The 13,999-nt window shown below is 68.3% G+C and carries 11 protein-coding genes; 3 read left to right on the top strand and 8 right to left on the bottom strand.

What is annotated here, in order from left to right:
* Window positions 1-40: 40 nt before the first annotated feature.
* The 6 genes from ACIBCN_RS12960 to ACIBCN_RS12935 all read right to left on the bottom strand — a co-directional run bounded on the left by ACIBCN_RS12960 (window position 41) and on the right by ACIBCN_RS12935 (window position 6,556).
* Window positions 41-736, bottom strand: coding sequence for a DUF2637 domain-containing protein (locus tag ACIBCN_RS12960; protein ID WP_396991682.1), 696 nt, complete (start codon window positions 734-736; stop codon window positions 41-43).
* Between the two features lie 112 nt (window positions 737-848).
* Window positions 849-1,559 (bottom strand): type 1 glutamine amidotransferase, encoded by a 711-nt coding sequence (locus tag ACIBCN_RS12955; RefSeq protein ID WP_396991681.1) that lies wholly within the window; start codon window positions 1,557-1,559, stop codon window positions 849-851.
* Window positions 1,559-2,791 (bottom strand): MurT ligase domain-containing protein, encoded by a 1,233-nt coding sequence (locus ACIBCN_RS12950; RefSeq protein WP_396991680.1) that lies wholly within the window; start codon window positions 2,789-2,791, stop codon window positions 1,559-1,561. Before ACIBCN_RS12950 ends, ACIBCN_RS12955 begins: the two co-directional genes overlap by 1 nt.
* Window positions 2,792-2,861: 70 nt before the next feature.
* Complete coding sequence (locus tag ACIBCN_RS12945; RefSeq protein WP_396991679.1) at window positions 2,862-3,497, bottom strand: pyridoxamine 5'-phosphate oxidase family protein; 636 nt, start codon at window positions 3,495-3,497, stop codon at window positions 2,862-2,864.
* A 49-nt stretch (window positions 3,498-3,546) separates the two neighbouring features.
* The gene (locus ACIBCN_RS12940; protein ID WP_396991678.1) at window positions 3,547-5,322 is read right to left on the bottom strand and encodes an FAD-dependent oxidoreductase; all 1,776 of its coding nucleotides are present in this window, start codon (window positions 5,320-5,322) and stop codon (window positions 3,547-3,549) included.
* Window positions 5,323-5,608: 286 nt separating this feature from the next.
* The gene (locus ACIBCN_RS12935; RefSeq protein ID WP_396991677.1) at window positions 5,609-6,556 is read right to left on the bottom strand and encodes an EamA family transporter; all 948 of its coding nucleotides are present in this window, start codon (window positions 6,554-6,556) and stop codon (window positions 5,609-5,611) included.
* Window positions 6,557-6,701: 145 nt separating this feature from the next.
* Here ACIBCN_RS12935 and ACIBCN_RS12930 point away from each other — a divergent pair, with 145 nt between their 5' ends.
* Both ACIBCN_RS12930 and ACIBCN_RS12925 read left to right on the top strand, forming a co-directional pair.
* Window positions 6,702-7,631, top strand: coding sequence for a LysR family transcriptional regulator (locus ACIBCN_RS12930; RefSeq protein ID WP_396991898.1), 930 nt, complete (start codon window positions 6,702-6,704; stop codon window positions 7,629-7,631).
* Between the two features lie 250 nt (window positions 7,632-7,881).
* The gene (locus tag ACIBCN_RS12925; RefSeq protein WP_396991676.1) at window positions 7,882-9,141 is read left to right on the top strand and encodes a KasA/KasB family beta-ketoacyl-ACP synthase; all 1,260 of its coding nucleotides are present in this window, start codon (window positions 7,882-7,884) and stop codon (window positions 9,139-9,141) included.
* 54 nt (window positions 9,142-9,195) lie between these two features.
* On the opposite strand, the gene ACIBCN_RS12920 is transcribed toward ACIBCN_RS12925, so the two are convergent.
* Window positions 9,196-10,662, bottom strand: coding sequence for an AAA family ATPase (locus ACIBCN_RS12920; RefSeq protein ID WP_396991897.1), 1,467 nt, complete (start codon window positions 10,660-10,662; stop codon window positions 9,196-9,198).
* Window positions 10,663-11,170: 508 nt separating this feature from the next.
* Window positions 11,171-12,964, bottom strand: a complete 1,794-nt coding sequence (gene leuA / locus ACIBCN_RS12915; protein ID WP_396991675.1) for a 2-isopropylmalate synthase — start codon at window positions 12,962-12,964, stop codon at window positions 11,171-11,173.
* Window positions 12,965-13,231: 267 nt separating this feature from the next.
* Here leuA and ACIBCN_RS12910 point away from each other — a divergent pair, with 267 nt between their 5' ends.
* Window positions 13,232-13,999, top strand: coding sequence for a sulfite exporter TauE/SafE family protein (locus tag ACIBCN_RS12910; RefSeq protein WP_396991674.1), 768 nt, complete (start codon window positions 13,232-13,234; stop codon window positions 13,997-13,999).

Here is a 13,999-nt window from a genome sequence, read left to right as displayed (position 1 = left end):
CGAGCGTGGGTGATTTGGCACCGGGGACGTCGCGGCGTGATTATCGGTGGTTGACCAGCTTTCGGCTGTCGGCATCGAAGGTGTTGAAACGCATGGGGGTGTTCGGACCGGCGGCGAAGGGCCCCGTCGGCTTGGCGACCTCGTGCCCGTTGGTCGGTGAATGTCCGTTGAGCTGCGGCGATGTCACCATTTCCGGCACTTCCTCGGCCGCGGCGAGGTGCTCGACTGCCGCGGCGGCGTGGTCAGCGACCGGTCGTGGGGCGGTGCTGCGCGCCAACAGAATCAGCGTGAGGTGCACGGCGAACAGCAGGGTCAACGGCATTCCGGCGTAGATGATCAACGACACCGGACCGCCGCCGATCTCCCGGGCGTATTCGATATTTCCGGCGACCGATACCAGCGTCGAAAGGACGAATAGCCCTGTCGCATACCACCAGCCCGCACTGCGTTTCGGAAATGACGCGGTGGCGACGATGGCGCCGACGACAAGGCCGTCGATGGCGATCGGCACATTAGACGCCAGGTCGGCTTCCACCAGGTTGCGCACGGCCAGATGGTGCAGTGCGGCAAAAGACATCTCGAACGCCTTGAGCGCGACTACCGACGAAACGATCAGCGAAAGATACAACGGGCGCGGCCGTAGAATGCTGCGCCAGCGAGACCATATCGGTGGACGGCGTGGCATTACCGGCCGCGCCATTGATTCGGCAGGCAACCCCGGCGTGATCGTCGTCATAGCGGGGAGCGTAGCGTGCGGATAGCCCAGCACCCCGGAGCTTATCGGTCGAGTCGCGTTTATCGATCGACAAAGCCGCAACCTGGCATTGTGCTGTCTGGTGCTGGACTAGCTACGCGCGCAAACGTTCACGGCGGAGTTGCTCGACTTCCGGCATCGGCAGCGGAGCCAATTCCGTGACACCGAGCGCCCTGGCCAGCAACAGATCGGCCAGTTCGGGATTGCGGGCCAGCGCGGGACCGTGCATGTAGGTGCCGATCACCGAGCCCTGCACCACGCCTTCGAGACCGTCGCCGACGCCATTGCCGATACCGCGGGTGACCTTGCCGAGTCCGGTCGCGTCGCCGCCGAGTTTGGTGCCGCCACGGTGGTTTTCGAAGCCGGTCAATGCCGCGCTGAGCCCGGCGAGCAGGGGCGCGGTGGTCACCTCGCCGATCGCGCGCTTGGGCTGCGGTGCGGTGGTCACGTCGATCATGCCGACGCCGTCGACGCGCTCACCCGACGACGTCTCGTACCACTGGCCGAGCACCTGGATGGCGGCGCAGATGGCCAGCACCGGAGTGCCATTCGCGGCCGCCTGCTGCAGGCCCGGGTAGCGCTGCAGGTGCCGGGTGGCCAGACGCTGCGCCGAATCCTCCGCGCCGCCAAGGGTATAGATGTCCAGCGAGTCGGGAACCGGGTCGGCCAGCGTGATTTCGACCACCTCGGCGTCGTAGCCGCGCAGCCGCAACCGCTGCCGGAGCACCAGCGCGTTGCCGCCGTCGCCGTAGGTGCCCATCACATCGGGCAGCACCAAACCGATGCGGACGGTCGATTCACTCATCACTTGGCCTCGAGGTCGCGGTTGAGATCCCGGAATGCGGTGTAGTTTGCCAGCACCTCGACATGCCCCGCCGGGCAGGAGGCGATGGCGCGCAACGGATTCGGCACCGTGGTGTGCTCGACACCCGCGTAGGTGAGGCGCACCGCGAGGTCGGTGGCTCGCTCACCGGAGGCGACCACCTGAACGCCCTCGAAGTGCTCGAACCGCACGTCCCACAGCCAGGACAGGTCCTCGCCGTCGGGCACCTGCCCGTTCACCGCGATCACCAGTCCGGCCGAGCTCGGTTCGATCATCGACAGCGCTTCCTGCCAGCCCGCCGGGTTCTTCGCCAGCAGCAGCCGGGCGGCATGCTCGCCCACCTGCACCGTTCGGTAGCGGCCCGCGATCTCGCGCACCGTGCCCGTCGCGGTGACCGCGGCGGCCGGATCGGCACCCAGCGCGATAGCCGCGGCGACCGCCTGCGCGGCGTTGCCGCGGTTGGCCCGGCCGGGCAGGGCGAGTTTCAGCGGGAAACGCTGCGCGTCGGGGCCGACCAAGTCGTCGCCGTCCAGCCACCAATCAGGTTCCGGCCGTTCGAAATCCGCGCCAGTGCTCCGCCAGTGTTGACCTTCCCACAGGATCGGCTCACCACTGCGCGGGCAGCTGGTGGCATCCATCGACCAGCCGCTGCCCGCCGCCACCCACACCACGTTCGGGTGGTCGTAGGCGATGGAGGTCACCAGCACGTCGTCGCAGTTGGCGATCACCACGGCGTCGGGGTGGCGGGCCAGGCCCGCGCGCAGTTTGCGCTCGATCATGTTGATCTCGCCGACCCGGTCCAGCTGGTCGCGGCTCAGATTGAGCAGCACGACCACGGCGGGGTTCAACGCGTCGGTGACGTGCGGCAGGTGCAGCTCGTCCACCTCGATCGCGGCGAGCTCGACACCACGATGGGCGCTGAGCGCGGCCACGATGCCCGCGTCCATGTTGGCGCCGTCGGCCTGGGTGGCGACCTCGCCGAGCGTGCTGAGCGCCGCGGTGGTCATCCTGGTGGTGGTCGACTTGCCGTTGGTGCCGGTCACCAGGACGGTGCGCCGACCGCGGCCGAGCTGGTCCATGATCGTCTTGTCGATCTGCAGCGCGATGAGCCCGCCGATCATCGATCCCTTGCCGCGTCCCGCCTTCTGCGAGGCCCACGACGCTGCCGCCGCGGCCCGCAAGGCGATTCGCCCACGCACCGAAATGTCTGTCACGCTGCGAGTCTATGTTCGACCCGCGGCACCGGCGCGGTCCGGGCCAGTGGCGTAGCCCACCCGGGCGGGGCTAGCCCTGGTACAGCTTGCTGTTGTAGTTGGCGGGGGCGTAGTGGTGTTCGAGTTCCTCGATGGTTTCGGTGACATCGGCCTGGACCTCTTTGACCAGGTGAGCCCAGGACGGCAGGCCGTCGTCGGGCCACTGCTCCGGTTGCCACAGGTTGCTGCGCAGGAACGCCTTCGCGCAGTGGAAATAGACCTGCTCGATGTCGACCTCGACGGCGAGGATCGGGCGATGGCCGCGCACCACCATCTCGTCGAAGTAGGGGGCGTCGCGCATGAGCCTGGCGCGCCCGTTGATCCGCAGCGTCTGGCTGCGGCCCGGAATGACGAAGAGCAGGCCGATGTGCGGGTTGGCGAGGATGTTGAAGTAGCCGTCGGCGCGCCGGTTGCCGGGACGCTCGGGAATCGCGAGGGTCCGGTCGTCGAGGACCCGCACGAAGCCGGCCGGATCGCCCTTCGGCGACGCGTCGCAGTTGCCCGCGGCGTCGCTGGTACTCATGACCAGGAACGGGGTGGCGGCGATCCAGTCGCGATCCCGGGGATGCAGCGAGACCCGCTCCTTGTTCGCGGCGCGGGATCCCACCTCGCCGAGCAGGTTTCGCAGGTCGGCGGGGTCGGTGATCTGATCGATGGGCGCGCGCATACCCGATTCAAGCATCCGAATCGCGTTGGGCAGCGGGAGATCCGTCACATCAGAGCTGGACGTCGAACAGGTTGGGCTGGCCCGCGGCGTAACGATCCGCGTCGATCCGGCGCAGTGGTTCGAGCTCGACCGCCCGGTACAGCGTGAACATCTTGCAGCGTTCGGCATTCGAGCCGTCCACGTCGAGCAGCGCGTTCACCGCCGCGCGCGCCGACTCGTTGGCGCCCTCCATGGTCGCCAGGTCCACGTTGGTACGGACGTAATCGCCTGCCAGGAAAAGGTTTTCGAGCGCGCCGTGCGGTTCCGGCCGGAACTCCCACGAACCTGCGGTATTGATCAGCAGCGGGTCGGCGTCGGCGTTGCGGTGCTGCCCCTCCTGCCAGGATATGCCGGGGTCGAGGTGCCAGGAGTGCAGGTCGGCGTCGCGCAGCACGTCGCCGCGGTCGTTGAGATGCGCCGCGATCTGCGCCCAGACCTCGCGGGCGATCTCGTCGTGCGTGCACTCCTTGGCGGGCTTGCCGTACAGCATGCCCGGTGTGTTCCAGTCGGAGACATCGACCGACAGGCAGTCCTGCACGGTGCCGTCGCCGAAGTCGGTGAATTTGCGGGCCCACACCTGGTTCTGGTTGATCGAGGTGAGTGCCCACGGCGCGTCGATGTAGGCGGTGTGGCCCCGGGAGATATCGGCGGGCCTGCGCAGATAGAACTGGATGCCGTTCATCCAGTCGGAGAAGAGCCGGTCCATCGTGGCCAATTCGGGGCGCACGGCGAGCACGTCGGGCGACCATAGCGCGCGGGCCTGTTCGGCGGGCATGGCGACCACGAAGTAGTCGGCGTCGACGGTGCGCTCCCCGCCGGAGCTGTCCACCACGCGGGCCGCGGCGATCCGGCGATCGCGCACGTCGAGCCCGCGTACCTCGGTGCCGAGCTCGAACCGCACGCCGAGCTCGCGCATCCGCTGCAGCCACGGCTCGATCCAGACGGCGTTGGTCGGTCCGTTCAGCACTCGGTCGAGGCCGCCGTCGTTGCCGATCTCGGCCGGATTGCCGAGGAACTGTTCGCCCATGGTGCCGATGGTGCGGACGCTGGCGACGTCCTCCTTCGCGGCGACCATGATGCTGGTCAGCGTGCGGGAGAGCAGCGCGCGGAACTCGTGCGAGCGGGCATTGCCGCCGACGTAGTCGCGCCAGGAGGTGCGCTCCCACTGACCGAGGCGGCGGGCATCGCAGCTGCTGTTGAACACCAGCAGGCGGTTGGCGAAGTAGATGCCTTCGGTGGCAGGCATATTCAGCGTGGTCGAGATGGTGGCGCCGAGCGTCTCGCGGAAACTGTCCGCCGTGAACCCCGTTCGGGCTCGCGGGCCGAGCGGCAGCCGGAAGTCGTCGCCGTCGCGCCGGGCGAAGCGGGCCTCGGGTACCGCGACCAAGTTGTTCCACACCCCATTTGCGTTGCCCGCGAAGGGGATTCGGCGCATGGTATCCGGCACGTGCTGATAGAAGCCGGGGAAGAAACGGAAACCGTGCTCGCCGGGCAGATCCGGCCTGCCGCCGGAACCGGTGCCGGGCACCGGAATGCTGCGCGCCTTGCCGCCCCACGCCCGTCGCTCGAAAATCGTTACCTGGAAACCGCGTTCGATCAGCTCGTGCGCCGCGGTCAAGCCCGCGACGCCACCTCCGAGTACCGCGACCCGCCTGCCGCCCGGACTACCCGCGGCAGGCCCCGATCTCAGCGCTCCGGCTGTCAGTGCCCCCGCTGTCGCTACCCCCGCCGCAGCCGTTCCGCGAAGCAATGTCCTCCGCGATACGGTCCACCGATTTTCTGCCATGCGCCGCTCTGCTGCCTAGCCTCGGGACCTTTATTACACGTTGTCACTACTGTAAAGCGGCAGGTCCGCACCGGCGTACCCGCCCCGTGCCTGGCCCGAGATGAAGGCTGATTCGGACGGCGGATGTGAGCATAGCGATATCGGCGATCGGATAGGCGAACCTGTGACGACGGTTTCTCGAACCTCTTGGCACACATAAATATCCGTGCCGCCGGCACCGCCCGGTGGTATGGACGAAGCAGGCGGCACGACGGGTTTCACGCGGTGTCAGGCGGCCTTGCGCGCGTTAAGCCTTGACCAGCTCCGGCACACCGGCTGCCGCATCGAGTTCGGCGGCCTGGGTTCGGTCGACCTTCGACCGCTTGCCCGCGGTCGCGGCGAACGCGCCGGCGATCACGATCACACCGCCGATCAACGAGAGCGGTGTCGGGGTCTCGTCGAGGAACGCCCAGGCGGCGGCGATGCCGATGATCGGAACCAGCAGGCTGAACGGCGCGACGACGCCCGCGGGGTAGCGGCTCATCAGATACGTCCACATGCCGCTGCCGACAACGGTCGCGAGCAGCGCGGTGTAGGCGATCGCGGCCAGCGCGGGCCAGCCTGCCGCGGAGAAGGAATCGACGACCGCGTGCAGCCCGGTGACCGGGCCCTCGGTCGCGACGGACAGCAAGAACATCGGCAGTGGCGGGATCACGGCGATCCACAGCGTGAGGTGCATGGTGTTGAGTCCGGGGGATTCGAGGGTGGCTTGCCGCGCACCGATATTGCCGAAGGCCCAGCCGAGCCCGGCGGCCAGCGTCAGCAGCACCGGCAGCAGTGTTGCGTGTTCGAGCCGATCCCAGCCGATCACCGCCATGCCGGCCATCGCCACCGCGATCCCGGCGACCTGCACCGGCCGGATCCGCTCGCGCAGGAACAGCGTGCCGAGCAGCACGGTGAACGGCGCGGACGACTGCAGCACCAGCGAGGCCAGCCCGGTCGGCATGCCCGCGCGCATCGCGGTGAACAGGAACGCGAACTGCAGGATGCCGAAACCGGTGCCATACAACAGGAGCCAGCGCAGTCGAACCTTGGGGCGCGGGACGAACAGCAGCACCGGAACCGCGATGACCGCGAAGCGCAGCGCGGCGAAGAAGAACGGCGGGAAGTGGTCGAGCCCGGCGCGCAGCGCGAGGAAGTTCAGTCCCCAGAGCAGCACAACGGTCAGTCCGAGCAGGCGGTCACGAGCGGTCATGTGGTCAATCGTGCGCGCGACTAACCATCAGGACAATCGAATTAATGTGGACCATTAATGTAGTTTTACTTCATGATCCCAGTCCGTCGTCCGGTATCGGCCCCGCTGCGTCAAAACCGTGATTGACCAGCGGGATGGCCCGCCGATGTCGGTCGAGCGGCTCCGCGTGCTGCGCGAATTCGCCGATCGCGGCACCATCGCCGCCGTCGCCACCGCGCTCTCGATGACCCCATCGGCCGTCTCGCAGCAGCTCAAGGTGCTCGCCAAGGAGGCGGGCGTAGCGCTGCTCGAACCCGACGGCCGCCGCGTCCGGCTGACCGACGCGGGCCGGGCGCTGGTGGTGCGCGCGGACGAGGTGCTCGCCGCGATGGATCGCGCCGTCGCGGAGATGGCCAACTATCGAGGGTCGCCGCGCGGCCGGGTCCGGGTCGCGTTGTTCCCGTCGGCGGGCTCGTTGCTGCTGCCGCTGGTGCTGTCCGCGCTCTCGGACAGCGGCGTCGACCTCGTCGCGAGCGACGTCGATCTGCCACCCGCCGAGGCCACCCGGCTGCTCGCCGACTTCGACGTGGTGCTCACCCATCGCGACGAGCGCGCCGCGCCGATCGCCGACCCGCGCATCGCCGTCCGCCTGCTCATGCGCGAACCCATCGATGTTGTTGTCGCACCGTTCCATCGGCTGGCCGGTCATGCCGCGGTGGCTCCGGAGGAACTGGCCGACGAAACCTGGCTGAGCGTGCGTGGCGGCTACCCGATCGACGACGTGCTCCGCTCGATCGCCACGCTGACCGGTGTGCAGCCGCGAATAGCGCAGCGGCTGAACGACTTCCGGGTGATCGAGGCATTGGTCACGAGTGGTTACGGCGTCGCGCTGATGCCGCGCTACTCGGTGTCGCACCCGGATCTCTCGCTGCTGCGCCTCACCGGTGTTCGCGCCGCCCGCATGTTCGAGCTGGCCACCCGCCCCCGTGCCGAGCGCAGCCCGGCCATCGCCGCGGTGCTTGCCGCGTTCCGCGATGCCGCGGCGAGCGTGGTCGCCGAGTCCGCGCCTAGGGCGACCGCGAAGCGGGAGAGGTGATTTCGTCGTCGCGGTTGTCGGCTTTCCACAGATGGGTCTCGCGATGATCGAGATAGTGTGACGCGAAGGCAATGGTACGGGAGTCGAGGGTAGAGCCTAAGCGGCCGACTGTTGTTGCGTCGTTGGCACCTTCCCACAATTCCTGGGTGTGTCCTGTGAGAGTTCCGCACATGTCGCCACCCTGGTCCGCCAAATAGATTGCTGGACAGGCTTTCAGCGGTGCTGCTCTACGAAAGGACACGCGACAGTAATGCGTGATATCACCGAGTTCACTACTCGCAACGGCGGATTCCGAAGTGTGGTGGTGACCGCGGTCGAGGTCTCCTCCGCGCTCGGCGCGGACGCGGAGTCCACCTGGAAGGGCCTGTTGGCAGGGGAGAGCGGGGTGCGGCTCCTCGATGATCCGGAGGTCGAGAGCAAGCAGCTGCCGATCAATATCGGCGCGAAGTTCAAGACCGACCCGACCGCCGAGCTCGATCGGATCAAGAAGCGGCGCATGTCCTATGTCCAGCAGATGGCCTACGTGATGGGCAAGCGGATCTGGGACACCCTCGGCGCGCCCGAGGTGGACAAGGACCGGCTCGGCATCTCGATCGGCACCGGCGTCGGCGGCGCCGAGGTGATCGTCGACTCGAACGACATCCTGCGCGATCAGGGCTACCGCAAGGTCTCGCCGTTCGCGATCCCGATGGCCATGCCGAACGGCCCGGCCGCGGTGCTCGGGCTCGAGCTCGGCGCGCGGGCGAGCGTGGTTACGCCGGTGTCGGCGTGTTCGTCGGGCTGCGAAGCGTTGGTGCACGCCTGGCGGTCGATCATCCTCGGCGAGGCCGACATCATCGTCGCGGGCGGCGTCGAAGGCCGGATCAATGCCCTTGCGCTGGCCGGCTTTACGAATATGCGCGCGCTGAGCTCGCGGGTGGCCGAACCGGAACGTGCCTCGCGCCCGTTCGACCGTGACCGGGACGGCTTCGTCTTCGGCGAGTCCGCGGCCTTGCTCGTGCTGGAGACCGAAGAACACGCCCTGGCCCGTGGTGCCCGGCCGCTGGCCCGGTTGCTCGGTGCCGGTCTGACCGCCGACGGCTATCACCTGGTCGCGCCGGATCCGGAGGGGCGGGGTAATGCCCGAGCCATGCGCCGCGCGTTGCAGACCGCGGGCGTCGACGGCGCCGAGGTCGACCACGTCAACGCGCACGCCACCGGGACGCCGTTCGGAGATCTGGCCGAGGCCAAGGGCATTGCCGCCGCGATCGGCAAGTATCCGGCGATCTACGCGCCCAAGTCGGCGCTCGGTCATTCGGTGGGCGCGGTCGGCGCGCTGGAGGCGGCGATCTCGGTGCTGAGCCTGCGCGACGGCGTGATACCGCCGACCCTGAACCTGGACAACCAGGATGCCGACATCGATCTCGACATCGTCAGCGGCGCGGCGCGCTACACCGACGTGCGGTACGTGATGAACAATTCGTACGGCTTCGGCGGCCACAATGCGGCGGTGCTGTTCGGAAAGTACTAGAAAAGAGTGCGGCCCCGAGGCGTATGCCTCGGGGCCGCAACATCTTTCGAATATCTAGTGACCCATCGGGCCGGGGTGGCGGTACTGCTGCGCGCCGACGTAACCGAAGTCGTCGGCGACCATCGCGCCCAATTCCAGCAGGGCACGCCGGGTCGGCTTGCTCACCAGTTCCAGGTCGATCTCCGCGCCCTCGGCGAGATGATCGTCGAACGGCACCACCTGGACCGCGCGAGTGCGGTCGAGGAAGAGCTTGCGCAACTGGTCGAGGTCGACCGTGGACGCACCGCGGCGGGAGGCGTTGACCACGACGACGGTGCGCTCGACGAGCTTGCCGTAGCCGTGGTGGTCCAGCCAGTCCAGCGTGGCCGAGGCGCTGCGGGCGCCGTCGATGGCGGGCGAGGTGACCAGCACCAGCGAGCTGGCCATGTCGAGCACGCCGGCCATGGCCGAGTGCATCAGGCCGGTGCCGCAGTCGGTCAGGATGATGTTGTAGAACGACTGCAGGATGCCGATGGCCTTGCGGTAGTCGGCCTCGCTGAACGCCTCGGAGACGGCCGGATCCTGTTCGCTGGCAAGCACTTCCAGTCGGCTAGGCGCCTGCGAGGTGTGTGCGCGCACGTCCGAGTACCTGCTGATGTGCTGGTCTTCGAGCAGATTGCGCACGGTGGAGCGAGTCTGGCGCGGCACCCGGTGGGCGAGCGTGCCGAGGTCGGGATTGGCGTCGATGGCGATGACGCGGTCACCGCGCAGCGACGCGAAGGTGGAGCCGAGGCCGACCGTGGTGGTGGTCTTGCCGACACCGCCCTTGAGCGACAGGATCGCGATCCGATAGTCGCCGCGCACCGGCTGATTCACCCGGTCGACGAGGTCGCGGTAGACGACATCGGCCGCGGACTCGCCGGGGTTGAGCACGCCGCCGGTGGCCTTGTGCACCGCCCGCCGCCAACCGCTGCGCGGCGCGCGACGGGCGCGCTTGAGCAGGTTCAGGTCGTTGACCGAGTGGCCCGGCTGGCCCGGCGCGGGCACATGCTGCGGCTGGAACGGCTGCGCGGGCTGATGCGGATTCGGTCCGCCCGGCCAGTTCGGCGGTGGCACCTGTCCCATCGGCGGGCCCTGCGGCGGCTGCTGCCCCAGCTGGGCGGGCGGCGGCTGGTACGCGGGTGGCGGCGGTGGCTGGTGGGTCACCGGCGGTGGCGGCGGCGCCCAGCTGTAGATCGGTCCGGCAGGCTGATCGGCTTGCGGCGCACCGGCTTCGGAATGTTCCTGCGGTACCCGGCGGACCAGGCCGTCGGGGCCGATCTCCTGCCGGTACTCGCCGTAGCTCTGGTTCTGCTGCGGTTCCGGCGCGATCTGGTGGCTGCCGCTGTGCGCGTTCACCGGCTGGTACTGGCCGGTCTGGTACGGCTCATATGCGCCGGGTGGCGCGAACGGCCCGGCGTTGGCCGGCGGGTAGCCACCGTACTGCTCGGCGGGCGCGGGCGGCGCGAAACCTTCGGGTGCGCCGTAGGGCTGCGGCGGCATCGCCGCGTGCGGGTAGGACACGGTCTGGTCGGTCGAGCCGCTGAAGTCGGGCTCGACCGGTTCCTGATCCGGCTGGTCCGGCTTTTCGGTCGTCTCGGAGTCCGTCACTTCCACGCCGCCGGGCTGCTCTGCCGACGAATCGGCGGCTTGCTCCGACTCGGTGCCGTCGGCCGTGTCCACCGATTGGCTCTGCAGCCAGGGCGGTGAGGTCGGGTTGTGGTCGTTTGTTGTCACAGTTCCCCCATCTGCTCGGTACTACGAGCAGAGAGCTCGGCGCTTGAGTGCGAAACCAACGCTAGCACGGGGTTCGCGGGCTCGCGTCGCGGTATGAACAGCAGACGCGCCCGGATGACACGCCGCCGATAACTGGTCTCCGACAGCAAGATCGAGAGCCGGACGCGAGGTCGAATATTCGACCTGCGCGCCCGGCTCTACCGTACTCGACCTGCGCTATCAGCGTGCTCGGTTGGCCGAGGAGACCAGTGCACCCGCCGCCGCGCGAATGCGGTCAGTGTGCGCGGTTCACCGCGGAGACCACCGCGCGCAGTGACGCAGTGGTGATGGAGGTGGCGATGCCGACGCCCCACACCACCTTGTCGCCGATCGCGCACTCCACGTACGCGGCGGCCTGCGCGTCGTCGCCCGCGGACATGGCGTGCTCGGAGTAGTCCAGCACCCGCACGTCGAAACCGACCGCGGCGATCGCGTCGATGAACGCGGCGAGCGGGCCGTTGCCGGTGCCGGTGATCTCCTGCTCGACCCCGTCGACCTTCACCACAACGGCAATCGTGTCGGTGCCGCCGTCGGTCTCGGACGCGGTGACCTTCTGCCGGATCCGCTCCAGCGGCCGGATCGGGCTCAGGTACTCGTCGGCGAAGACGTCCCACATCTCCTTCGGGGTGACCTCGCCGCCCTCGCCGTCGGTGATCCGCTGCACCGCCTGGGAGAACTCGATCTGCAGCCTGCGCGGCAGCGCCAGCCCGTGATCGGTCTTCATGATGTAGGCCACGCCGCCCTTGCCGGACTGCGAGTTGACCCGGATGACGGCCTCGTAGGTGCGGCCGACGTCCTTGGGATCGATCGGCAGATACGGCACCGCCCAGGTCATGTCGTCCACGTCGGCGTCCGCGTCGTCGGCCGCGACCTTCATCGCGTCCAGGCCCTTGTTGATGGCGTCCTGGTGGCTGCCGGAGAACGCGGTGTAGACCAGGTCGCCGCCGTACGGGTGGCGCTCGGCGACGGCCAGCTGGTTGCAGTACTCGACGGTGCGGCGGATCTCGTCGATGTCGGAGAAGTTGATCTGCGGGTCGACGCCGCGGGAGAACAGGTTCATGCCCAGGGTGACCAGGCAGACGTTGCCGGTGCGCTCGCCGTTGCCGAACAGGCAGCCCTCGATCCGGTCCGCGCCCGCCTGGTAGCCCAGCTCGGCGGCGGCCACGGCGGTGCCGCGATCGTTGTGCGGGTGCAGCGACAGCACGATCGAGTCGCGGCGGGCCAGGTTGCGGCTCATCCACTCGATCGAGTCGGCGTAGACGTTCGGCGTCGCCATCTCGACGGTGGCGGGCAGGTTGATGATCAGCGGCTTGGCCGGGGTCGGCGCGATGATCTCGGAGACCGCGTCGCACACCTCTTTGGCGTATTCCAGCTCGGTGCCGGTGTAGGACTCGGGGCTGTATTCATAGCGCCAGTTGGTGTCGGGGTAGCGCTGCTCGATCTGCAGGCACAGCGTCGCGGCGTCGGTGGCGATCTTCTTGACCGCCGCGCGATCGGCGCGGAACACCACCTTGCGCTGCAGGATCGAGGTGGAGTTGTAGAAGTGCACGATCACGTTCTGCGCGCCGGCGCAGGCCTCGAAGGTGCGCTCGATCAGCTCGGCTCGACACTGGGTCAGCACCTGGATGGAGACGTCGTCGGGGATCGCGCCGTCCTCGATGATCTCGCGGACGAAGTCGAAGTCGGTCTGGCTGGCCGACGGGAAGCCGACCTCGATCTCCTTGTAGCCCATCCGCACCAGCAGGTCGAACATCCGGCGCTTGCGGGCCGGGCTCATCGGATCGATCAGTGCCTGGTTGCCGTCGCGCAGGTCGACCGCGCACCAGCCGGGCGCGACATCGATGATCTTGTCCGGCCAGGTGCGGTCGGGCACGGTGACCGGCTCGACCTCCTCGGCGAAGGGCCGGTACCGGAAGGTCGGCATCGAGGAGTTCTTCTGCGCGTTCCAACCGGCCTGGTCGGCGGGGGCGGGCTTGGACGGCGGCGTGATGGTGCGCGAGCCGGAGACGAAGGCGTCAGCAGGGGACATGGCGATTACTCCGAGGGTGTGGTGTTTCCCAAAGGGTGGGTCGACCGGCGCGGCGAAACCCCGCGACGGGAGCCGGTCCGATCAGACCCCGTCGCGGCGGCTGAGAAGAAGTGCCCGCTGCATGATGTCGGCGAGTTTACCGTGTGGCAATACACCTTGGAACCCCGGTCCCGTCGTCCGTTCAACGGACAGTGCCGATAGCGTTCGCACGGAGCAAACGCTTGTACGGACTGCTTTGGGTCCGACGGGACGTCGAACGGATTTTGGATGACTTGGCTGGAACAGCTCGCGGTCTTCGGTGCGGGCATCGCCGCGGGCGGCATCAACACCATCGTGGGTTCGGGCACCCTGATCACCTTCCCGGTGCTGCTCGCCTTCGGGCTGCCGCCGGTGACGGCGAACGTGTCCAACACGATCGGCTTGGTGCCCGGCGCGATCAGCGGCGTGCACGGCTATCGGCGGGAACTCGCCGGACAGCGCGAACGATTGCTGCGCGTCGGCACCGCGTCGCTGCTCGGCGGCATCACCGGCGCGGTATTGCTGCTCACCCTGCCCGCGACCGCGTTCAAGGCGATCGTGCCGGTGCTGATCATCGCGGCGCTGGTGCTCGTTGTCGTGCAGCCGCGGCTGTCGCGGTGGGTCAAGCGGCGGCGCGAGGACGGTGACAGTCCCGCGCCCGTGCACGGCGGCCCGATCCTGTTCGTGGCGATCTTCGCGACCGGTGTCTACGGCGGCTACTTCGGCGCGGCGCAGGGTGTGCTGCTGATGGGGCTGCTCGGGGTGTTCGTGCACGAGGACATGCAGCGCCTCAACGGCATCAAGAACGTGCTCGCGATGCTGGTGAACGGGGTCGCCGCGCTGATCTTCATGGTGATCGCCGACGTCGACTGGCGGGCGGTGCTGTTGATCGCGCTCGGCTCCATCATCGGCGGGCAACTCGGTGCGAAGATGGGCAGGCGGATGCCGCCGACCGCGTTGCGCGCGGTCATCGTGGTGGTCGGCCTCATCGCCGTGGTTCGACTGTTGATGTCCTAG

It is taken from the genome of Nocardia sp. NPDC051052 (genome assembly GCF_044456045.1).
Taxonomy (GTDB): Bacteria; Actinomycetota; Actinomycetes; order Mycobacteriales; family Mycobacteriaceae; genus Nocardia.
The sequence above is the reverse complement of the archived record's forward strand: the minus strand, read 5'-3'. Positions and strand labels throughout refer to the sequence as shown.